Origin of the sequence: Pseudomonas sp. AP19, from assembly GCF_001728855.1 — a bacterium.
GTDB classification, from domain to species: Bacteria; Pseudomonadota; Gammaproteobacteria; order Pseudomonadales; family Pseudomonadaceae; genus Aquipseudomonas; species Aquipseudomonas fluorescens.
Genome location: NZ_LXJP01000004.1, coordinates 17,929 through 39,931, shown reverse-complemented (window position 1 = coordinate 39,931; position 22,003 = coordinate 17,929). Strand labels below are relative to the sequence as shown.

21 protein-coding genes are annotated in these 22,003 nt (G+C 59.7%); 13 read left to right on the top strand and 8 right to left on the bottom strand.

Features of this window, described 5'->3' with window-relative positions; all coding sequences use genetic code 11:
- The first annotated feature begins 49 nt into the window (after nt 1-49).
- Entirely contained in the window at nt 50-1,951 is a 1,902-nt protein-coding gene (gene quiC, locus A7D21_RS05315; protein WP_069551205.1) for a 3-dehydroshikimate dehydratase QuiC, read from the top strand.
- A 76-nt stretch (nt 1,952-2,027) separates the two neighbouring features.
- Nucleotides 2,028-2,693, top strand: coding sequence for a TetR/AcrR family transcriptional regulator (locus A7D21_RS05310; protein WP_053258130.1), 666 nt, complete (start codon nt 2,028-2,030; stop codon nt 2,691-2,693).
- 59 nt (nt 2,694-2,752) lie between these two features.
- Here the strand turns inward: A7D21_RS05310 and A7D21_RS05305 are convergent, their stop codons facing one another.
- Both A7D21_RS05305 and aroQ read right to left on the bottom strand, forming a co-directional pair.
- Nucleotides 2,753-3,607: a shikimate dehydrogenase gene (locus A7D21_RS05305; RefSeq protein WP_069551204.1), complete on the bottom strand. Its 855-nt coding sequence runs from the start codon at nt 3,605-3,607 to the stop codon at nt 2,753-2,755.
- A gap of 5 nt (nt 3,608-3,612) precedes the next feature.
- Nucleotides 3,613-4,053 (bottom strand): type II 3-dehydroquinate dehydratase, encoded by a 441-nt coding sequence (gene aroQ, locus A7D21_RS05300; RefSeq protein ID WP_069551203.1) that lies wholly within the window; start codon nt 4,051-4,053, stop codon nt 3,613-3,615.
- Between the two features lie 273 nt (nt 4,054-4,326).
- Between aroQ and A7D21_RS05295 the strand changes: the two genes are divergently transcribed.
- Nucleotides 4,327-4,755: a DUF4160 domain-containing protein gene (locus tag A7D21_RS05295; protein ID WP_053258127.1), complete on the top strand. Its 429-nt coding sequence runs from the start codon at nt 4,327-4,329 to the stop codon at nt 4,753-4,755.
- A complete protein-coding gene (locus tag A7D21_RS05290; RefSeq protein WP_069551202.1) occupies nt 4,752-5,192 on the top strand; it encodes a DUF2442 domain-containing protein in 441 nt (146 codons plus the stop codon). The genes A7D21_RS05295 and A7D21_RS05290 overlap by 4 nt, the downstream gene beginning before the upstream one ends.
- A 6-nt stretch (nt 5,193-5,198) precedes the next feature.
- On the opposite strand, the gene trmA is transcribed toward A7D21_RS05290, so the two are convergent.
- Both trmA and A7D21_RS05280 read right to left on the bottom strand, forming a co-directional pair.
- Nucleotides 5,199-6,278 (bottom strand): tRNA (uridine(54)-C5)-methyltransferase TrmA, encoded by a 1,080-nt coding sequence (gene trmA, locus A7D21_RS05285; protein ID WP_053258125.1) that lies wholly within the window; start codon nt 6,276-6,278, stop codon nt 5,199-5,201.
- Nucleotides 6,275-7,570, bottom strand: coding sequence for an NCS2 family permease (locus tag A7D21_RS05280; RefSeq protein WP_053258124.1), 1,296 nt, complete (start codon nt 7,568-7,570; stop codon nt 6,275-6,277). The genes trmA and A7D21_RS05280 overlap by 4 nt, the downstream gene beginning before the upstream one ends.
- Before the next feature lie 210 nt (nt 7,571-7,780).
- On the opposite strand from A7D21_RS05280, the gene A7D21_RS05275 reads away from it, so the two are divergent.
- The 4 genes from A7D21_RS05275 (at nt 7,781) to A7D21_RS05260 (ending at nt 12,008) form a co-directional block, all read left to right on the top strand.
- Nucleotides 7,781-8,224 carry a DUF4879 domain-containing protein gene (locus A7D21_RS05275; RefSeq protein ID WP_053258123.1) on the top strand — a complete coding sequence of 148 codons (444 nt, stop codon included), beginning with the start codon at nt 7,781-7,783 and terminating at the stop codon, nt 8,222-8,224.
- Nucleotides 8,225-8,320: 96 nt separating this feature from the next.
- On the top strand, nt 8,321-8,842 hold the full coding sequence (locus A7D21_RS05270; RefSeq protein WP_053258122.1) for a (2Fe-2S)-binding protein: 522 nt from the start codon (nt 8,321-8,323) through the stop codon (nt 8,840-8,842).
- Nucleotides 8,839-9,828: a xanthine dehydrogenase family protein subunit M gene (locus tag A7D21_RS05265; RefSeq protein WP_053258121.1), complete on the top strand. Its 990-nt coding sequence runs from the start codon at nt 8,839-8,841 to the stop codon at nt 9,826-9,828. The genes A7D21_RS05270 and A7D21_RS05265 overlap by 4 nt, the downstream gene beginning before the upstream one ends.
- Nucleotides 9,825-12,008, top strand: a complete 2,184-nt coding sequence (locus A7D21_RS05260; RefSeq protein WP_053258120.1) for a xanthine dehydrogenase family protein molybdopterin-binding subunit — start codon at nt 9,825-9,827, stop codon at nt 12,006-12,008. Before A7D21_RS05265 ends, A7D21_RS05260 begins: the two co-directional genes overlap by 4 nt.
- Nucleotides 12,009-12,164: 156 nt before the next feature.
- Here the strand turns inward: A7D21_RS05260 and A7D21_RS05255 are convergent, their stop codons facing one another.
- A complete protein-coding gene (locus A7D21_RS05255) occupies nt 12,165-13,403 on the bottom strand; it encodes an MFS transporter (RefSeq protein WP_053258119.1) in 1,239 nt (412 codons plus the stop codon).
- Nucleotides 13,404-13,732: 329 nt separating this feature from the next.
- Here A7D21_RS05255 and A7D21_RS05250 point away from each other — a divergent pair, with 329 nt between their 5' ends.
- Genes A7D21_RS05250 through A7D21_RS05240 form a run of 3 tightly spaced genes read left to right on the top strand, consistent with a single transcriptional unit; the run spans nt 13,733 to nt 16,361 of the window.
- The gene (locus A7D21_RS05250; protein ID WP_053258118.1) at nt 13,733-15,172 is read left to right on the top strand and encodes a cytochrome ubiquinol oxidase subunit I; all 1,440 of its coding nucleotides are present in this window, start codon (nt 13,733-13,735) and stop codon (nt 15,170-15,172) included.
- Nucleotide 15,173: 1 nt separating this feature from the next.
- Complete coding sequence (cydB, locus tag A7D21_RS05245) at nt 15,174-16,181, top strand: cytochrome d ubiquinol oxidase subunit II (RefSeq protein WP_053258117.1); 1,008 nt, start codon at nt 15,174-15,176, stop codon at nt 16,179-16,181.
- A 12-nt stretch (nt 16,182-16,193) separates the two neighbouring features.
- Entirely contained in the window at nt 16,194-16,361 is a 168-nt protein-coding gene (locus tag A7D21_RS05240) for a DUF2474 domain-containing protein (RefSeq protein ID WP_064502999.1), read from the top strand.
- 64 nt (nt 16,362-16,425) lie between these two features.
- Here the strand turns inward: A7D21_RS05240 and A7D21_RS05235 are convergent, their stop codons facing one another.
- On the bottom strand, nt 16,426-17,550 hold the full coding sequence (locus tag A7D21_RS05235; RefSeq protein ID WP_053258116.1) for a methyltransferase: 1,125 nt from the start codon (nt 17,548-17,550) through the stop codon (nt 16,426-16,428).
- Nucleotides 17,551-17,731: 181 nt separating this feature from the next.
- The gene (locus A7D21_RS05230; protein WP_053258115.1) at nt 17,732-18,442 is read right to left on the bottom strand and encodes a LuxR family transcriptional regulator; all 711 of its coding nucleotides are present in this window, start codon (nt 18,440-18,442) and stop codon (nt 17,732-17,734) included.
- Nucleotides 18,443-18,896: 454 nt separating this feature from the next.
- Between A7D21_RS05230 and A7D21_RS05225 the strand changes: the two genes are divergently transcribed.
- Entirely contained in the window at nt 18,897-19,673 is a 777-nt protein-coding gene (locus A7D21_RS05225) for a ferredoxin--NADP reductase (protein ID WP_069551201.1), read from the top strand.
- Nucleotides 19,674-19,716: 43 nt separating this feature from the next.
- On the opposite strand, the gene mscL is transcribed toward A7D21_RS05225, so the two are convergent.
- On the bottom strand, nt 19,717-20,133 hold the full coding sequence (gene mscL, locus A7D21_RS05220) for a large-conductance mechanosensitive channel protein MscL (protein WP_053258113.1): 417 nt from the start codon (nt 20,131-20,133) through the stop codon (nt 19,717-19,719).
- Nucleotides 20,134-20,420: 287 nt separating this feature from the next.
- Between mscL and katB the strand changes: the two genes are divergently transcribed.
- A complete protein-coding gene (gene katB / locus A7D21_RS05215; RefSeq protein WP_069551200.1) occupies nt 20,421-21,962 on the top strand; it encodes a catalase KatB in 1,542 nt (513 codons plus the stop codon).
- Nucleotides 21,963-22,003 lie beyond the last annotated feature (41 nt).

The following is a 22,003-nucleotide window of genomic DNA, read 5'->3' as shown; positions in this document are numbered from 1 at the left end:
GCTAGGGGCGAATAATTTGCCGCAAATAACAACTGCCGGGAGTCGCCTTATGCAACGTTCCATTGCCACCGTTTCCTTGAGCGGTACCCTGCCGGAAAAGCTTGAAGCCATTGCCGCCGCCGGGTTTGATGGGGTTGAGATCTTCGAGAACGACCTGTTGTATTACGACGGCAGCCCGCGCGAAGTTAAACAAATGTGTGCCGACCTCGGCATTGCCATCACGTTGTTCCAGCCGTTTCGCGACTTTGAAGGCTGTCGCCGTGATCGCCTGGCACGCAACCTGGAGCGCGCCGAGCGCAAGTTCGATTTGATGCAGGAACTGGGCACCGACCTGGTGCTGGTGTGCAGCAATGCCTCGGCCGATTGCGTGGGCGATGAACGCATTCTACTGGATGACCTCGGCCTTTTGGCGGAGCACGCCGGTCGCCGTGGCCTGCGTATTGGTTACGAAGCACTGGCCTGGGGCAAGCACGTGAACACCTGGCAGCAGGTGTGGAGCCTGGTGCGTCAGGTCGATCACCCGAGCCTTGGCGTGTTGCTCGACAGCTTCCACACGCTGTCGCTGAAGGGTGACCCAAGCGCCATCGCCGAGATCCCCGGTGACAAGATCTTTTTTGTGCAAATGGCTGACGCACCGATCCTGGCCATGGATGTGCTGGAGTGGAGTCGACATTTCCGCTGTTTCCCAGGGCAGGGCGAATTTGATTTGGCGGGGTTCCTGGCGCCGATTATCAAGACGGGTTACACCGGGCCGTTGTCCCTGGAAATTTTCAATGATGGTTTCCGCGCGGCGCCGACCCGAGCGAACGCGGCGGATGGCTTGCGCTCGCTGCTGTATCTGGAAGAGAAAACCCGTCAACGCCTGGCGCAGGAACAACCGGCTGCACCGGTGGACATCTTGTTTGAAACCCCGGCCGCCAGCGAATACGACGGCATCGAATTTCTTGAGTTTGCCGTGGATGAAAGCCTCGGCGCCAAACTGACTCACTGGCTGGAACGCCTGGGTTTCGTCAAGGCCGGGCAGCACCGGTCCAAAAGTGTCAGCCTGTTGCGCCAGGGTGATATCAACCTGATTCTCAACTGTGAACCTTATTCCTTCGCCCATAACTTTTTCGACGCCCACGGGCCGTCTTTATGCGCCACAGCGATTCGGGTCAAGGACAGCGCAAAAGCCTTGGAGCGGGCGGTGGCCTATAAGGGGCAGCCCTATCGCGGGCTGGTCGGCCCCAACGAGCTTGAGCTGGCGGCCGTCCGTGCGCCGGACGGCAGCCTGATTTACCTGGTGGACCAGAGTGAGGGCGGGCTATACGACACCGACTTCAACCTGCAACCGGCCACTGCCTCAAGTGGCGGCCTGTTGCGCATCGACCATATGGCCATGGCGCTGCCGGCCGACAGCCTCGACAGCTGGGTGCTGTTCTACAAGAGCCTGCTGGACTTCGAAGCCGATGACGAAGTGGTGCTCCCCGACCCCTACGGCTTGGTAAAAAGCCGCGCGTTGCGCAGCCGCTGCAGTTCGATTCGCCTGCCGTTGAATATTTCCGAGAACCGCAACACCGCGATTTCCCACGCGCTGTCGAGTTATCGCGGCTCGGGTGTGCATCACATTGCCTTCGACTGTGCGGACATTTTCGCGGAGGTGAGCCGCGCCAAAGAGGCGGGCGTGCCGTTGCTGGATATCCCGCTCAACTACTACGACGACCTGGCGGCGCGGTTTGATTTCGACGACGAGTTCCTCAGCGAGCTGGCGTACTACAACGTGCTATACGACCGTGACGCGCAAGGCGGTGAGTTGTTTCATGTCTACACCGAGCCGTTCGAAGGGCGGTTTTTCTTTGAGATCATCCAGCGCAAAAATGGCTATGCCGGTTATGGCGCGGCCAACGTGGCGGTGCGCCTGGCGGCGATGGCCAAGTCCCGCAGCGGCGCAGCACGCCAGGCTCGGTTGTAACGGCTGACAGGTGCTTCCTTCAGAGAGCGCCGCGGCCCATAATCACGGCCTGCATAACAATGGCCGTGAGCGCACCATGACCTCGAGTCCCGATCTCCCCGCGGTGTCAGACGCACCGCGCAAGAGTCGTAAGAACAATCCGGAAAAGACCCGCGAAAATATACTGCAGGAAGCCATTGTCGAGTTTGTTCAACAGGGCCTGTCCGGTGCTCGCGTGGATGCGATTGCCGAGCGCATTCATACCTCGAAACGCATGATCTACTACTACTTCGGCAGCAAGGAGCAGTTGTACATCGAGGTGCTGGAAAAGCTCTACGGCGATATTCGCAACACGGAAACCCGCATGAACCTCACGGCCCTGGAGCCGCGTGAAGCGATTCGCAGGCTGGTGGAGTTCACCTTTGATCACCACGACCAGAACGTGGACTTCGTGCGTATTGTCAGTATCGAAAATATCAACAACGCCGAGTTCGTAAAGCGCTCGGATTCGATCAAGGCAATGAACAGCAACATCCTCGAAGCGCTGGGGGCCACGTTGCGGCGGGGGGCTGAGATGGGCGTATTTCGCCAAGGATTGAACCCGTTGGACGTGCATTTGCTGATCAACTCATTCAGCTTTTACCGCGTGTCCAATCGCCATACGTTCAGTGAGATTTTTCAGATCGAACTGTCGGATGAGGCCGTCAAACAGCGTCATCGCGAGATGATTTGTGAATCGGTGATGCGTTACCTGCAGGCTTGAGGACACCGCGGAACCGGATGTGGAGCGAGCAAGCCCGCTCCCACAGTTGCATTGGGTTTCTACTGCGAGGTGTTCATGCTCTGAAAATGCGCCAGCATCCTTTGCGCATCCGGCACTTCGCCACTGAACAATTCAAACGCCTTCACGGCCTGAAACACCGCCATGTTGCCGCCATCCAGCGTACGGCAGCCCAAGGCGCGGGCGCTGCGTAGCAGCTCGGTTTCCAGTGGGAAATACACGATTTCCGCGACCCATAACTCAGCCCGTAACAGGGCAGGCGGCACCGGTGTGCCGGGCAGCTTGGCCATGCCCATCGGGGTGGTGTTGACCAAACCGTCTGCCTCGGCCATGGCGTTTTCCAGGTGGCTGCCGACCTGCGCGCGACTGGCCCCGAACCGCCGCGCAAGGTTATCCACAAGGTCGCGGGCACGGCTGGCGTCGACGTCGAAAATACTCAAGTGCTCCACGCCTTCGGCCAGCAGCGCATGAGCCACCGCTGCGCCTGCACCGCCAGCACCCATCTGGACGACACGGTGGCGGTCGACGTCATTCAAGTTTCTGCGAAAACCTTCGGCGAACCCCAGGCAATCGGTGTTGTGGCCGATGCGTTTGCCTGCCTTGAATACCACCGTGTTAACCGCCCCAATGCCCCGGGCCTCGTCGGATAATTCATCGAGCAGCGGCAGGATCGCCTGCTTGCATGGGTAGGTAATGTTCAACCCGGTGAACTGCATCAACTCGGCCGCCTTCAGCAGGTCGGGCAGGGCGTCGATGCTCAGTTGCAGTGGCTCCAGATCGATCAGGCGATACAAATAGCGCAGGCCTTGGGCGTCACCTTCCTGCTCATGCAAGGCGGGTGTACGGGAGGCCTGGATGCCTGAGCCGATCAGGCCGGCGAGGATGCGCGGTTTCATCGGGCTCATCCTTTCAACGTGTGGCTGAAATGTTCCAGGGCAAGGTGATAGCCGTGGCTGCCAAACCCGGCGAGTACCGCGGTGGCAATGGGTGAGACAAAGGAATGATGCCGAAACGCCTCGCGCGCATGCACGTTGGATAAATGCACTTCGATCACTGGCACTTCACTGGCAACCAGTGCGTCGCGAATCGCCACCGAGGTGTGGGTCCAGGCCGCCGGGTTGATCACGATCCCGGCGCAGCGGGCGCGGGCCCCGTGGATCCAGTCCAGTAATTCGCCTTCGTGGTTGGTCTGGCGGAATTCGATTTTCATGCCTAGTTTTTCGGCGCTGCGGCCACACAGCGCAGCCACGTCGGCCAGAGTTTCATGGCCGTAAGTAGCGGGCTCGCGGGTACCGAGCAGGTTGAGATTGGGGCCGTTGAGTACCAGCACGATCGGCGGCATAGGGAGTGTCTCCACAGTTATTATTGGTTGTGGAGATAAAATGTACTGAATGGTTAATTTGGTCAATTGGTGGCCGCAGATGTGTTCGATTATCGAACTGTTAATCGGTAACGGCGGTTCTCCAGACGCGGCCACGCGCGGTTACAAGACCTTATTCGACGCTTCCTCCTTCGCGACTAACCTGTGAAAAACCTCCCTGATCATGCAGCCGGCTATCGGGCTGCAGGAGGAAAAGTGTTTCCTGACAGAAAATAACCTAACGGATGGGTTACGATGAAAGTAGGGGCTTACAAAGGATATGTGATTGCGGTTTTTCTCAGGGACGAACATTGCCCGCCTCATGTTCATGTCAAGGGAAAGGCATGGGATGCGCGCTTTCGTTTCAGCTTTCTGGATGGACGCGTGGCGTTGTGGGATGTGAACCCCGAACGGTGCCGGCCAGCGGGCGCGATTCTGGAAGGTATTCGCCAGGCCCTCATGCAGCCGCATTATTTGGCGCGGGCGCGCAGGATCTGGTGGCAGAAGCTGCAAACGGTCTGCCTGGAGAACCATTCCTGGGACTGGGATGCTGATGAGGTGGTGCCAGGGTTAGTCATTCGGCGTGGAGTGTATGTGATCGCCAATGCCCGACACGATGTCGTTGGGCAGAGAACCATTTTGAATCTGGTGAGGGCGCCAGGTTGCGTGGAGATTGATTTATGAAAAAAATCGTAAAAGCCAAAGTCTTGCCTGATCTACCGATCACCGAGGCTGATATCGACAAGGCCATCGTGCGTGGGCGCAAGCTGAAGCGTTTGTATGCCAATGCCAGTGATGTGCGTTACGCAGACGACTGCATTTCCATCGGCTTCGGCGATGGCTGCCGAATTGTGCTGCCGGTGGCCGGGCTTGCGGAATTCGAAGGGTTTTCTGCGCAGGACTTTCAGCAACTGGAGGTCGGGTTCGGTGGCAAGGCGCTGTGTTGTGAAGCCCGCGACTTGCACGTTTCCATCAGTGGCCTGATTGCTACGAGCCAGCCCTTGATGGACCTGGCTGCAAGCATGGTGGCGTCGCGTAACGGGCGTAAAAGCAGTGCCGCCAAGTCCGCCGCCGCCCGAGCCAATGGCAAGAAGGGCGGCCGGCCACGCAAGGACACGTGAGCGTATTTAACGCCGGGTCAACAACACGCCGGATTCCATATGGTGCGTCCACGGGAACTGGTCAAACATCGCACACTGGGTAATCCGGTGCGTGTCGTGCAGTTGCGCAATGTTCGCAGCCAGGGTTTCCGGGTTGCAGGAGATGTACAGGATGTTGTCGAAGCGTCGGGTCAGTTCGCAAGTGTCCGGGTCCATGCCCGCGCGCGGCGGGTCGACGAAGACACTCCCGAATTCGTAGCTTTTCAGGTCGATGCCGTGCAGGCGGCGGAACGGGCGCACTTCGTTAAGTGCTTCGGTAAGTTCTTCGGCCGAGAGGCGCACCAGGGTGACGTTATCCACCGCATTTTCATCAAGGTTGCTCAGGGCTGCGTTCACCGAGGTTTTGCTGATTTCGGTGGCCAGTACTTTTCGCACGCGGGTAGCCAACGGCAGGGTGAAGTTGCCGTTGCCGCAATACAGCTCCAACAAATCATCCGGGCGATCACCCAAGGCGTCGTACGCCCAGTTGAGCATCTTCTGGTTCACCGTGCCGTTGGGCTGGGTAAACGCACCTTCCGGTTGGCGATAGCTGAAGGTGCGGCCGCCGACCTCGAGCTTTTCAACCACGTAATCGTGGCCGATAACATCGCGCTTGCCCTTGGAGCGGCCGATGATGCTGACATTCAAGTCGGCAGCGAGCTTGTTCGCCGCAGTGTGCCAATGTTCGTCCAACGGGCGGTGATAACACAGGGTGATCATCGCGTCGCCGGCCAACGTGGTGAGGAACTCCACCTGGAACAGCTTGTGGCTCAGGGCGGCGCTGGCCTGCCAGGCAGCCTTGAGTTGCGGCATCAACTGGTTGATGCGTTGGCTGGCGATGGGGAACGCTTCGATCAGGATCGGCGTGCGTTTGTCGTCCTGGGAAAACATCGCGTAGTGGCGCTCACCACCTTCGCGCCAGAGGCGGAACTCCGCCCGCAGGCGGAAGTTCTGCAACGGCGAATCGAAGACCTGCGGCTCGGGCGCGTCGAAGGGTGCCAACAGGTCACGCAGGCGCGTGACCTTGTCTTGCAGTTGAGCGGTGTAGCGTGTGGCGTCAAAAGTCATGCGTTGAACCAGCCCAGCTTGATCACAAACAGAATCGACAGGATCACCAGCGCCGGGTTCAGCTCACGGTAGCGGCCCGAAAGCAGCTTGATGGCGGTCCAGGCGATGAAACCGAAGGCAATGCCGTTGGCGATGGAGTAAGTGAAGGGCATTGCCAGGGCGGTGATCACCACCGGCGCTGCAACAGTAATGTCATCCCAGTCAATTTCGGCCAGGCCCGAGGTCATCAGCACGGCCACGAACAGCAGCGCCGGTGCGGTTGCGAAGGCCGGAACGCTGGCCGCCAGTGGCGAGAAGAACAGCGCCAGCAGGAACAGGATCGCAACCACCACGGCGGTCAAACCGGTGCGGCCACCGGCACTCACGCCCGCAGCGGATTCGATGTAACTGGTGGTGGTCGAGGTGCCCAGCAGCGAGCCGGCCATGGCTGCGGTGCTGTCGGCGATCAGCGCACGGCCCATTTTTGGCATGTGGCCATCTTTGCCCATCAGGCCGGCGCGCTTGGCGACGCCGATCAAGGTGCCGGAGTTGTCGAACAGGTCGACGAACAGGAACGCGAAAATCACGCTGACCAGGCCGATATCCAGCGCGCCTTTGATATCCAGCTGCAGGAAGGTCGGGGCCAGGGACGGTGGCATCGACGTCACGCCGCCGAACGGGGTGAAACCCATGGCGATGGACACGATAGTCACCACGAGGATGCCGATCAGTACGGCGCCGCGCACGGCCAGGGCTTCCAGCGCCACGATCAGCGCGAAACCAAGGGTGGCGAGGATCGGTGCCGGTTGCTTCAGGTCGCCCAGGCCGACCATGGTGGCCGGGTTGCTGACCACGATGCCGGCGTTGTGCAGGGCGATCAGCGCCAGGAACAGGCCGATACCGGCCGCAATCGCCGAGCGCAGGGGCAGCGGGATGCTGTTGATGATCCACTCACGGATGCGGAAGATCGACAGCAGGAAGAACAACACCGCCGAAATGAATACCGCGCCCAGCGCCACTTGCCAGGTGTGGCCCATGTGCAGGACCACGGTGTAGGTAAAGAAGGCATTGAGGCCCATGCCCGGCGCCAGTGCGATCGGGTAGTTGGCGATCAGGCCCATCACGGTCGAACCGATGGCGGCGGCCAGGCAGGTCGCGACAAACACCGCGCCCTTGTCCATGCCGGTTTCGCCGAGGATGCTCGGGTTCACGAACAGGATGTAGGCCATGGCCAAAAAGGTCGTGATACCCGCGAGAATCTCGGTGCGCACGTTGGTGTTGTGTGCTTTGAGTTGAAACAGCTTTTCCAGCATGCCGGCTCCCTGTGACGCTATTTTGCGTCGTTATTTGTTGACCTCTAAGTCAAAGCACAAACTGCGCCAAGCGCCTGTGGTTTCAGAGAGGATCGGAAAAAGCGGCGCATCATACCAGCAGCCGAAGGCCAATGGCGCATGGGCTTGGTTTTGATGGTTCATGGGCTTGAGGCATACTGCGCCGACGTTTAATACAGGGGCGTTATCAGCATGAAAAAAGCCAACGCCAGCAGTCTAGCTCTGTTCGCCATTATCGGCCTGGGGCTGGCGGCACCGGCTTGGGGCGCGCCTGCACCGGCCTTGAGCGAGGTGCGAGTGTTCAAGGTCGAGTCTGCCGGTTGCGCCGAAACCATCCCGGAGCGAGCAAGCAGTACGCAGATGTGCACGCACCGTGGCCCCACCAAGGTTTCAGTGATGGAAGTCGGTTTGGGCAAAAGCCCGATGGGCCGTTTCGATGGTGCAGAGTTGAACGGGCAACGCACGCCGATCTGCCAGGTGGGCACTATCAGCCAGGCCTGTAATGGTGCGGGCACGGTGATGGGCTACATCTATATATTCGACGTGAATGTCGAAGCGTCAGGCTGGTTCGAGTACAGCAATTCCTCGATCAACGGCGCACAAGCCCCGCTGAAGACGATGCTCAACATCCGCTGATCAATTTCCTTGAACGCTCGATACCCCGGGAAGTCGTACCCCTGAGACGGCGATTTCCCTGAACGCCGCGGATGTATACCAACCCGTGAGGTGTTTATGAGCGCAATTCCCAAGGCGGCGGCCCCTCCCTTCGCCAGCCATTCCATACGCCTGAGCCTCAATGGCCAGGACCGCCAGTTGGACGTGTTGCCCTGGACCACCTTGCTGGATCTGCTGCGCGAGCAACTTGACCTGGTCGGCAGCAAAAAAGGCTGCGACCACGGCCAATGCGGCGCCTGCACCGTGTTGCGTGATGGTAAACGCGTAAACGCCTGCCTGACCCTGGCGGTGATGTGCGACGGCGCCGAACTGACCACTGTTGAAGGGTTGGCCGACGGCGACGTGTTGCACCCGATGCAGCAAGCCTTTATCAAGCATGACGCTTTCCAGTGCGGCTACTGCACCCCCGGCCAGATCTGCTCGGCGATTGGCCTGGCCAATGAGGGCCGTGCCCACGATACCGCGCAAATTCAGGAACTGATGAGCGGCAACCTGTGCCGCTGCGGCGCCTATAGCAATATCCGCGATGCCATAGAAGAAGCCTTGCCCGCCTGCCGCACAAAGGGAGGTGAGCAATGAACCCCTTCCAGTACAGCAAGCCGGTCGATGTGCACGAAGCGGTGCACCTGAGCAGTGCGGCGTCGCGCTTCATTGCCGGTGGCACCAACCTGCTGGACCTGATGAAAGAAAACATCAGCCGCCCCGAACACCTGATCGACATCACCGGCCTGCCGCTTCACGGCATTGAAGAGACCGCTGAAGGCGGCTTGATGATCGGTGCCTTGGTGAGCAATGCCGATCTGGCGTGGCACCCTTTGATCGAACAGCGTTACCCGTTGCTGTCCCAGGCCATCCTCGCCGGCGCTTCACCGCAATTGCGCAATATGGCCAGCACCGGCGGCAACCTGTTGCAGCGCACCCGTTGCTATTACTTCTATGACGCCAGCGTGCCCTGCAACAAGCGCGAACCGGGCAGTGGCTGCCCGGCGCGCACCGGCTTGAACCGTATCCATGCGATTCTCGGCGCCAGCGAGCACTGTGTGGCCACGCACCCCTCGGACATGTGTGTGGCCCTGGCGGCCCTGGCGGCGCGAGTTCACGTGGAAGGGCGTGGCGGGGCGCGGGTCATCGAATTTGCGGACTTCCATCGACTGCCCGGCGATACGCCGCAGCGCGACAACTTGCTGGCCGATGATGAGCTGATAACCGCCATCGAGCTGCCCGCCGACCACTTGGCCAATCACAGCCATTACCTGAAAATTCGCGACCGTGCGTCTTACGCGTTCGCCTTGGTGTCCGTCGCCGCTGCCCTGGAGCTGGACGGTGACACCATCGTCGATGCCCGCCTGGCCCTCGGCGGTGTGGCCCACAAACCGTGGCGCGACCGCGCAGTGGAAGTCACGCTGATCGGTCAGTCCGTCAGTCGCGAAACCTTCAGTAACGCCGCCGACGCCTTGCTGCAAGACGCCGAGCCGCTGGAGCACAACGCCTTCAAGGTCAAGCTGGCGCGCCGCGCAATCATTCGCGCCCTCAGCGACGCTGCCATCGCAGGAGAACGGTCATGACGGCTATCGGTAAACCCTTGGACCGTGTTGACGGTCTGCTTAAGGTCACAGGTCAAGCACGGTATGCCGGTGAGTTTCCCGGCCAGGGCTTGCTTCACGCCAGCGTGGTCTCCAGCACCATCGCCAAAGGCCGGGTCGTCAGGATCGATGCCTCCAAAGCCCTGGCGCTGCCGGGTGTGGTCATGGTGCTCGATCACCTCAACCGGCCGAAACTCGCCAGCTACGATGACGCGTTCGCCGATGCCGACGCGGCGGACGGCTCGCCGTTTCGTCCGTTGTATAACGACCGCGTGCTCTATAGTGGCCAACCATTGGCACTGGTGGTCGCCGACAACCTTGAGTTGGCACGGCATGCCGGTTCGCTGGTGCAGATCGAGTACGCAAGCGAAGCCTTTGAAACCGACTTGCTGGCCATGCAGGAACAGGCGTACCCATCACCGCAAACGCCGCCCGGGCCCCGCGGTAATTTCCAGGCTGAATGGGCCGCAGCTGCCGTCAACCTCGATGTGCACTACAGCACGCCCATCGAACACCACAACCCGATGGAGCCCCACGCCAGCACCGTGCTGTATCAGCCGGACGGCACCCTGCATATCCACGACAAAACCCAAGGCCCGCAGAACTGCCAGGCGTATGTGCAAAAAGTCTTTGGTCTGGATAAAAGCCAGGTGCGCATCTTCGCTGCGTTCGTCGGTGGCGCCTTCGGTTCGGGCCTGCGCCCGCAATACCAGTTGCCGCTGGCGGTGATGGCGGCATTGGCGCTCAAGCGCTCGGTACGCGTCACGCTCACCCGGCAACAGATGTTCACGTTCGGCTACCGGCCGCGCACCTTGCAGCGTTTGCAGATGGGCGCCGCTGCCAACGGCCGCCTGCTGGCGTTAGGGCATACCGCGATTGGCCAGACTTCCCGCTTCGAAGACTTCAGTGAACACGTGGTGGAATGGAGCGGCATGCTCTACCACTGCGACAACGTGCAACTGACTTACAAACTGGTGCCTCTGGACGTATTTACCCCGCTGGACATGCGCGCGCCGGGCGCTGCGCTGGGGGTGATCGGCCTGGAGTGCGCCATGGATGAACTGGCCTGCGCCTTGGGCATCGACCCGGTGCAACTGCGGCTGATCAACTATGCCGAACGTAACCAGAACGAGGACAAACCCTGGTCCAGCAAAGCCTTGCGCGAGTGTTACAGCGAAGGCGCCGAGCGCTTCGGCTGGGCCCAGCGCAACCCGGAACCGCGCAGCATGCGCGACGGTAACCAGTTGATCGGCTGGGGCATGGCCGGTGGTGTGTGGGAAGCCATGCAGATGAAGGCCAGCGCCAAGGCGCGGATCGATGCGAAGGGCCAATTGACGGTGAGCAGCGCCACCACCGATATCGGCACCGGCACTTATACGGTCATGACCCAGATTGCCGCCCAGGCCAGCGGCGTGGCGATGGCGGATATCCGTTTTTTACTGGGGGATTCGTCGTTGCCCACCGCGCCGTTGCAGGGCGGCTCGTTTACCGTGTCGTCCGTGGGCACCGCCGTGCAGCAAGCGTGCGAAGCGTTGACCGGCAAGCTGCTGGCCATTGCCCGGCAAACTTACCCGGTCTTCAAGGATGCAGAAACCGTACGCTTTGAAGATGGCCAGTTGCACACCGGTGACGTGAGTGTGTCGTTGGCACAATTGGTCAAGGACAGTGGCGAGGAGGCCTTGGAAGTCCAGGTCGACAGCGAGCCGGACAAAAAGCGTCAAGGCTATGCGAGCGCTACCCACTCGGCGGTGTTTGTCGAAGTTCAGGTAGACGAAGACCTGGGCACGATCAAGGTGCGTCGTGTGGTCAGCGCCATTGCGGCCGGGCGCGTGGTCAACCCGAAGATGGCGCGCAGCCAGATTCTCGGCGGTGTGGTGTGGGGCATTGGTATGGCACTGCATGAAGAAACCCAGACCGACCATCAGTTGGGCCGTAACATGAACCACAGCCTGGCTGAGTATCACATCCCGGTGAATGCCGATATCGGCGACATTGATGTGATTTTTGTCGAAGAACATGACGAAATCGTCAACGCGCTGGGGTCCAAGGGCGTGGGCGAGATCGGCATTGTCGGGGTGGCGGCAGCGGTCGCCAATGCGATTTATCACGCCACCGGGAAACGGGTACGGGACTTTCCCATTACCCTGGACAAGGTGCTTTAACGCAAACCTTCACACCACCGAAGATCAAAATGTGGGAGCGGGCTTGCTCGCGAATGCGGTGCATCAGTCAATACATTAGGTGACTGACACTGCGCATTCGCGAGCAAGCCCGCTCCCACCCTTACTGCATTCCAACATCAAATCAGGTGGTGGTGCTTAGACGTTGGCCTCTTCCACCGGCACATGCATGCGGTCGCGGTTGGCCAGGGACGGGAACAGCTTGATCCACACGCCCGTCACCAGCAGCGTCCCCACCCCGCCCATGACCACGGCGGGCACGGTGCCGAACCAGTGGGCGGTGATGCCGGATTCGAACTCGCCCAACTGATTTGAAGCGCCAATAAACAGCCCGTTGACCGCACTCACGCGCCCGCGCATTTCATCGGGGGTTTCCAGCTGAACAAAGGAGGCGCGGATCACCATACTGATCATGTCCGCCGCGCCGAGCACCACCAGCACCGCCAGGGAAAACCAGAACGAAGTCGACAGGCCGAACGCAATGGTTGCCACGCCGAACACGCCCACAGCGGTAAACATCACGCGACCGACCTGGCGGTCCACCGAGAACCGCGCCAGCCACAGCGACATCAACAACGCGCCCACCGCCGGTGCCGAACGCAGCAGGCCCAGGCCCCAGGCGCCGGTCAGCAGGATGTCTTTGGCAAACACCGGCAGCAACGCCGTGGCACCGCCCAGCAGCACAGCGAACAAGTCGAGGGAGATGGCACCGAGGATGTCCGGCCGGCTGCGGATAAAGCGAATCCCGGCCAGCAACGAGTCGAGAGTAGCCTTGGCTTTGTTCAGCGGGGTCTGGCGGGCAGGCAGGTTGAGGGTCAGCACGCAGGCAATCAAGTACAGCGCTACGGTGGGGCCATACACCCACACGCTGCCAAATGCATACAGCAAGCCGCCCAACGCCGGCGCGACAATGGTGGCCAGTTGCTGCGCTGATTGCGACGAGGCCACGGCCCGCGGAAACAGCGCGCTGGGCACGATGCTGGGCAGTAGCGCCTGGGTAGTGGGCATTTCAAACGAACGTGCGGCGCCGAGCAGGAAGGCCAGGATAAAGATCATTTCGCGGGTGACGCTGCCGGTCAGGCCACCCATGGCCAGCGACAACGCAATCAGTGCCTGCACGGTTTGGCAGATCGCGGCAACCTTGCGCCGTTCATAGCGATCGGCCACGTGCCCGGTATGTAACATGAACAGCACGCGCGGTATGAATTCCACCAGGCCGACCAACCCCAGGTCCAGCACATTGCCGGTCAGTTGGTAGAGGTTCCAGCCGATGGCCACGGTGAGCATCTGGAAGCCGCTGGCGGTAAAAATCCGCGCCAGCCAGAACGCAATGAAAGGGCGGTGGTGACGCAACAGCAACGCAGGTTCACTAGGCATCGGGAATACGGGTTCGGAACGGAGGGAGCAACGAGGTTAGCATCAAGCTGTAACAAATAGTTGCAAGGGTTTGCTGGGCGTCAGGCTGAGACAAGCTGTCACGCGGCAAAAGACCACGCCGTCCTACAGCCAAAATGGGACTACTCTTTCAGCAATGCTTGATCCAGATCAAAACCGGCCCCGGGTTTGTTCTGGCGGCCGAAAGGCCAAACTCCCTGCGAGATGGGTAAAAAAAGAAACGAATTGAAATTCGCCACACTCCATATCCGTGGGGGCAGTGGGTGCAGGCTCCCAGCCAGCAGCCGGTATTACCTGACAGAGGAAAACTTATGTTCGGTTTGGAGGCGCTAGATCTCGCCCGAATTCAATTCGCGTTCACCATCTCGTTCCACATCCTGTTCCCGGCGATCACCATCGGCCTGGCGAGTTACCTTGCGGTGCTGGAAGGCTTGTGGCTCAAGACTCACAACGATACCTACCGTGACCTCTACCATTTCTGGTCGAAGATCTTTGCCGTCAACTTCGGCATGGGCGTGGTCTCCGGGTTGGTCATGGCCTACCAGTTTGGCACCAACTGGAGCCGCTTCTCCGACTTTGCCGGTGCCGTTACCGGGCCATTGCTCACCTATGAGGTGCTGACAGCCTTCTTCCTCGAGGCCGGTTTCCTTGGGGTGATGCTGTTCGGCTGGAACAAGGTCGGGCGCAAACTGCACTTCTTTGCCACGGTGATGGTGGCTGTCGGTACGTTGATCTCGACCTTCTGGATCCTGTCGTCGAACAGTTGGATGCAGACGCCCCAGGGCTTCGAAATCGTTGACGGCCGCGTGATACCCACCGATTGGTTCGCTGTTGTCTTCAACCCTTCATTCCCGTATCGCCTGGCGCACATGGCCACGGCGGCATTCGTTGCAACGGCGTTCTTTGTCGGTTCCTCGGCGGCCTGGCACTTGCTGCGCGGCAAGGACAACCCGGCGATTCGCACCATGTTGTCGATGGCGATGTGGATGGCCTTGATCGTCGCGCCTATCCAGGCGGTGATTGGCGACTTCCATGGCCTGAACACGCTCAAGCATCAGCCGGCGAAGATCGCCGCGATTGAGGGTCACTGGGAAAATATCGGCAACGAGCCGACGCCGCTGATCCTGTTCGGCTGGCCGGACATGAAAGCCGAGAAAACCAAATACGCGGTCGAAATCCCGTACCTGGGCAGCCTGATCCTCACCCACTCGCTGGACAAGCAGGTGCCGGCGCTCAAGGAGTTCCCACCGGAGGACCGTCCCAACTCGACCATCGTGTTCTGGTCGTTCCGGGTCATGGTCGGCCTGGGCTTCCTGATGATCTTCACCGGTTTGTTCAGCCTGTGGCTGCGCCGGGGCGACAAGATGTACACGTCGAGGCCGTTCCTCTACCTGGCGTTGTGGATGGGGCCATCCGGCCTGATCGCGATTCTCGCCGGCTGGTTCACCACCGAAATCGGCCGTCAGCCGTGGGTGGTCTACGGGTTGATGCGCACCGCGGATGCATCCTCCGGGCATAGCCTGGCGCAGATGACGATTACCCTGGTGTTGTTCGTGGTGGTGTACTTCGCGCTGTTCGGCGCCGGGTTGGGCTACATGATGCGCCTGGTGCGCAAAGGGCCTCAGACCCACGAGGGCTCGGAGCCAACCCATGGTGGCCCTGGGCAAAAACGCACACCGGCCCGTCCGTTGTCTGCGGCCGATGACGGCAGCGATGACGACCACACTCACATCCAGCACAAGGGGAATTGAGATGGGTATTGATCTTCCGCTGATCTGGGCCGTGATCATCATCTTCGGCATCATGATGTACGTGGTCATGGACGGCTTTGACCTGGGCATCGGTATTCTCTTCCCGTTTATCCCCGGCAAAGTCGACCGTGATGTGATGATGAACACCGTCGCCCCGGTTTGGGACGGCAACGAAACCTGGCTGGTCCTGGGGGGCGCGGCGTTGTTCGGCGCGTTCCCGCTGGCCTATTCGGTGGTGTTGTCGGCGTTGTACCTGCCGCTGATCCTGATGCTGATCGGGCTGATCTTCCGGGGCGTGGCCTTCGAGTTCCGCTTCAAGGCCAAGGACGATAAACGTCACCTCTGGGACAAGGCGTTTATCGGCGGCTCCATCGCCGCGACGTTCTTCCAGGGCGTGGCATTGGGGGCATTTATCGACGGTATTCCGGTGGTCAATCGCCAGTTCGCCGGCGGCTCACTCGACTGGGCCACACCGTTCACGATGTTCTGCGGCGTGGCCCTGGTGGTCGCGTATGCCTTGCTCGGTTGCACCTGGCTGATCATGAAGACCGAAGGCAAGTTGCAGGAACAGATGCACAACCTGGCGCGGCCGTTGGCTTTCGTGGTGTTGGCGGTGATCGGTATCGTCAGCCTGTGGACGCCGCTGGCGCACCCGGAAATCGCCTCGCGCTGGTTCACGCTACCGAACCTGTTCTGGTTCCTGCCGGTGCCGATCCTGGTGCTGGTGACCATGTACGGTTTGATCCGCGCAGTGGCGCGTAATGCCCATTACACGCCGTTCCTGCTGACACTGGTGTTGATCTTCCTTGGCTACAGCGGCCTGGGGATCAGCCTGTGGCCAAACATCATTCCACCGTCCGTCTCGATCTGGGACGCCGCCGCGCCGCCGCAAAGCCAGGGCTTCATGCTGGTGGGCACGCTGTTCATCATCCCGTTTATCCTGGGTTACACCTTCTGGAGCTATTACGTGTTCCGCGGCAAGGTCACTCACGAAGACGGTTATCACTAGGAGGGTCGTAACATGCCCGGCAAACCTACGTTGCACGAGATCGAACAGGCTGAGAAACAGCCGTTATGGCGGCGCCTGGGGTGGCTGGCGATGATTTGGACCGGCAGTGTGCTGGCCCTGTTCGTCGTGGCCAGCCTGATGCGTATGTTCATGAGCGCGGCCGGCCTGACGACTCACTGACATCCCGTTCCGGGCCTCGCGGCCCGGTTTTCAACCCTGCCTTTTGCGAGAAAGGCGGGGTTTTTTATTTGCGCGCTTTGAGAATCACGAATTTCGGCGTGGCGGCCACTTGCTCGACGCCACGGAATAAACGCGCCAACTTGCTGTGATAGCCCAAGTGGCGGTTACCCACGATGTAAAGCGCGCCGCCGACCACCAAGGCCTCACGGGCCTGCTGGAACATGCGCCAGGCAAGGAAGTCGCCGACCACCTGTTGCTGGTGGAACGGCGGGTTGCACAGCACCACGTCCAGGGACTGCGGTTCCTGGCCGGCGAGGCCATCAGCAGCGCGAACGACCACCTCTCGCGGGCCAAGTGCCGCCTGCCAATTCTCGAGCGCCGACTGCACGGCCATATAGGATTCATCCACGAGCGTGTACTGCGCGTCGGGGTTTTGCAGTGCACTGGCAATCGCCAACACGCCGTTGCCGCAGCCCAGGTCGGCGACGCGAGCGCTGCCGAGGTTTTTCGGCAGGTGCGGGAGGAAGGCGCGGGTTCCGATGTCCAGGCCTTCACGGCAGAACACGTTGGCGTGGTTACGCAACTCGATGGCTGGTGTGTCCAAGGCGTAGCGGGTGGGGTAGGGCGAGGCGGCGACCGGGCGATCTTCAGCGGTGGCGATCAGCAGCCGGGCTTTTTTGACCGCAAGCGAAGCGTGCATCGGCCCGATGTAGCGCTCAAGCAGCTCGCCTGCGGCGCGCGGCAGGTGCTTGATCATAGCGCCGGCGATGACCTCGGCGCCCGGCGCCAACTGCCCCTGTAGACGAATCAGTTGCTCTTCCAGCAAAGCCAGAGTTTTCGGCACGCGGATCAGCACGCGGTCGAACGGCCCGCTCGGCACCTGGCTGGCGGGGACGAATGCCACTGCATCAAACGCCTTGCCGTTGCGCACCAGGTTTTTCTCCAGGCCCTGGGCTGCCAGAAACGAGTCGCCGCTGGACGTCACCTGAACCTTGCCTGCCAGGCTGACCGCCAAAGCCCCGAAGCTGTCATTGAGCACCAGTACGCGGGTGACGGCGCCATGCTGCTGTTCGGCCAGGTAGCCGAGCAGATACTCGTCGGCGGCATCGAAAGCCTGCAGCGGGTCATTGTGTTGCTCTGGCTGGCGGATCAGATCGAGTTGGGCGAAGGGACTGTCAAGCAGGGGCATGGCGGGGGAGGCTCTGGGTCAACGATGGGCGGCGGCGGGTGTGGGCAGCCGGCGGAACTGGCGGTATGAGCAGCAACTGAGTGGACGGCGAGGCGGCACGGAGGCGCAGCTTCAACACTCAGAATAGCCCGTAAATGTTACTTTTTTTTCGCAGGGATTACATGCGGTGTTTGTACGCCGGTTAAAACAGGCCTGCTTTCGAGGCACAGAGCACGGCGGCGATCTTGTTATTCACGCCCAGTTTTTTCAGGCAGCTGCTGATATGAAACCCCACAGTCCGTTCTGACAGGCACAGGATGGTGGCAATGTCCGACGCCGTCTTGCCCATGGCTGACCATTTGAGGATTTCCGTTTCCCGTGGGGTCAATTTGCAAGGCGGCGTAATACTCGGTTTATCAGCATATTTTTGTGCCACGGCCGCGTGCAATACGTGACACAGCCACAGTGTCTGGCCAGCTTTCTCGTAAAGCTCTTGCGGACTGACTTCGCCGCTGCTTCGGCCCAGGGTCAGCATGCTGAACACGCCCTGGAAGTCGTGTACTGCCTGGGTCCAACCAAAATTCACGCCAAACGACTGGGCCAACGACCATAAGTGTGGCGTGGTACTGAAGGTTTTTTCGTCCCACACAATAGGTAGGACGCTACGTTTGCAGTGGGCTACTACCGGGTCTATGTCAAAGAAATTCGCTTGTTTGTAGACGCTGTTCCATTCGTTTGGATAGTTGTTTAAGTGCACCGGTTTAGTTTGATGGGTAGGTTGTAGAGAACTCATCGTAAATGAGCAATATTCAAAGTCGAGTTCATAGGTGTGATTCACGACCATCTCATAAATAGTGGTGATCTTGTTCTCGCCTTCGAGTTTGGGAATCCTCGTGTTGCGCCAGTTGACCATCGGTAACTCTCCATGAATGTCGTTGTTGCCCGGGCACTTCCTGGCTCCCAATGAGGCACGCAAAGGAGTGTAGGATAAAGGCTACGTAGTAAGGTGAAAAAAATGTCATCCGGCGGTGGTCTTTACACTTCTTAAACTTGTACAGTAATTAAGCTTTTGTGTAAGTTCACAGGTGCGTAATAAAAATGCTTGGGTTTTAACAGGTTGCAGATGATGTTGTATTGATATTATTTAGGTTGGCTGTGTCATCTAATGGCATATAGAGCGTGGGGAAATAGCTAAATGATTAGTTAGGGTTTAATGCCTTCCCCGCGTTTAACTGTCACTGCAATGTAATAGTCTTACTATTTATCTGGCTGTAAACATCGGGCTAACGATAATGCCAGTACAAACCAACGGTGTTTCCTTGCGCGACTTTGGGGGACACTAGGGTTCCTGTTGAACGGAGCCCCCTATGACGGCCAGTGCTGAGAAATTTACCCGCCAGACGTTGCTCGACGTGCAATCGCTGACGCCTAGCCTGTTTACCCTGCGCACCACGCGCGATCCGGGCTTTCGGTTTACCGCCGGCCAGTTTGTGCGCCTGGGGGTGAGCAAGGCGGACGGGAGTACCGTATGGCGTGCTTACTCCATCGTGTCTTCGCCGTTTGACGAGCACTTGGACTTCTTCTCTATTGTTGTTCCGGGTGGTGAATTCACCAGTGAACTGAGCCGCCTTCAGGTGGGTGACACCTTGATGGTGGAGCGCCAGGCCACAGGCTTCCTGACCCTGAACCGCTTTGTGGACGGGCGCGACCTGTGGCTGCTGGGCACTGGTACCGGGGTGGCACCGTTTTTGTCGATCCTGCAGGATTTCGAGGTCTGGGAGAAATTCGAGCGTATCGTGCTGGTGTACAGCGCCCGCGAGGCCAAAGAGCTTGCCTATCAGCAACTGATTGCCGCGTTGGGCGAGCGAGAGTACCTGGCCGAATACGCCCATAAACTCGTCTACATCCCCATCGTGACGCGTGAACAGCATCCCGGGGCGCTGAACGGGCGCATTACCACGCTGATCGAGAATGGCGAACTGGAACGCGCGGCCGGCGTCGAGCTGACCCCGGAATTCTCCCGCGTGCTGATTTGTGGCAACCCGCAGATGGTCGACGACACACGCCAACTGCTCAAACAACGCGACATGCAACTGAGCCTGAGCCGGCGCCCAGGGCAAGTGGCGGTGGAAAACTATTGGTAATAAAAAAGGCGCCTGCAATAGGCGCCTTTCTGGATCCGCCGGTTTAAAGCGGCTTGTCGTTCTGAGCCTTGAGCAGATCACGGATCTCGGTCAGCAAGGCTTCCTCTTTGCTCGGCGTTGGCGGCAGGGTCGGCGCCACAGCCTCTTCACGCTTGAGGCGGTTGATCGCCTTCACGCCCATGAAGATCGCAAACGCGATGATCACGAAATCGATGATGCTTTGGATGAATTTGCCGTACGCCAATACCACGGCCGGCGCACTGCCTTGCGCCGCCTTGAGTTGCACGGCCAGGTCAGCGAAGTCCACGCCACCGATCAGCAGACCGATGGGTGGCATCACCACGTCGCCTACAAACGAGGAAACAATCTTGCCGAAGGCCGCACCGATGATGATACCGACGGCCATATCGACCACATTACCTTTGACCGCGAAGGCCTTGAACTCACTGATCACGCCCATAGGTTATTCCTTGTTACAGATGAGAAGGGTGGAGGTCAGTGTAATTCAGTCGCAGGCGGCTTGCCCGAAACAACCGTTAACACTGTCAATTTTTATCGACACATTTAACCGCAAATAGTTTGCAAAGTGCCACCAATCGCGCGCGAAATACCGCTTGTTTCAGTGGGTTACCAGATTTTTTTCTTAATCGTGCTGGTGGTGTTTTTCTATTTATCTTCTGACTCGCAGGTCACTAGCCTCTGGCAAGCACAACTGAATGTGCACGAAAAAAACCAGAGGACACCTCGATGAATACTCCAATGAGCCGCGGGCCGGTTTCAGCGCGCTACGCGTTGGCACTGGTGACCGCCAGCCTGCTTTCCCTCTCTGTACAAGCCGCCAACCTGACCCGCGATAACGGCGCTGCCGTGGGGGACAACCAGAACTCACAAACGGCCGGCGCCAATGGTCCGGTGCTGTTGCAGGACGTGCAGCTTATTCAAAAACTGCAGCGCTTTGACCGTGAGCGCATCCCCGAGCGTGTGGTACATGCCCGCGGCACGGGCGCCCACGGCACCTTCACCGTCACCGACAACCTCAGCGACCTGACCAAAGCCAAGGTCTTCGCTGCAGGTGAGGCGACACCGGTGTTCGTGCGCTTCTCGGCCGTGGTCCACGGCAACCACTCTCCGGAAACCCTGCGTGACCCGCGCGGCTTCGCCACCAAGTTCTACACCGCTGAAGGTAACTGGGACCTGGTTGGGAATAACTTCCCGACGTTCTTCATCCGTGACGCCATTAAGTTCCCAGACATGGTTCACGCGTTCAAACCCGACCCACGCACTAACCTGGACGACGACTCCCGTCGGTTTGACTTCTTCTCCCATGTCCCCGAGTCCACCCGCACGCTAACCGAGTTGTACTCCGACTCCGGCACCCCGGCCAGCTATCGGGAAATGGACGGCAATGGCGTACATGCCTACAAGTTGATCAACGCCAAAGGCGAAGTGCACTACGTCAAGTTCCACTGGAAAAGCCTGCAAGGCATCAAGAACCTTGATCCCAAGCAAGTTACCGAGGTGCAAGGGCGTGACTACAGCCACATGACCAATGACTTGGTTACCCACATCAACAAGGGCGACTTCCCCAAGTGGGACCTGTATGTGCAAGTGCTTAAGCCCGAGGACTTGGCCACGTTCGATTTCGACCCACTGGACGCCACCAAGATCTGGCCGAACGTGCCGGAGCGTAAAGTCGGGCAAATGGTGTTGAACCGCAACCCGGCGAATGTCTTCCAGGAAACCGAGCAGGTGGCCATGGCCCCGGCCAACCTGGTGCCGGGCATCGAGCCGTCGGAAGACCGTTTGCTGCAAGGCCGGGTGTTCTCCTACGCCGACACCCAGATGTACCGCCTGGGGGCGAATGCCCTGCAACTGCCGATCAACGCACCCCGTGTCACCGTCAACAACGGTAACCAGGACGGCGCGATGAATTTCGGTAAAACCACCACCGGCGTGAACTACCAGCCAAGCCGCCTGTTGCCGCGCGAAGAGCCGCAAACTGCGCGCTACAGCCAGTCGGCGCTGTCAGGTAGCACCCAGCAGGCGAAGATCCAGCGTGAGCAGAACTTCAAGCAGGCCGGGGATTTATACCGCTCCTACACCAAGAAAGAGCGTCAGGACCTGATCGAAAACTTCGGCGGCTCCCTGGCAACGACGGATGATGAAAGCAAGCACATCATCCTGTCGTTCCTCTATAAAGCCGACCCGGAGTACGGCACCGGCGTGACCAAGGTCGCTAAAGGTGACCTGGCGCGCGTTAAAGCGCTGGCAGAAAAACTGACTGACTGACGTTGGTTCCGGTCGACGCCCTGACCAGGGTGTCGGCCCCT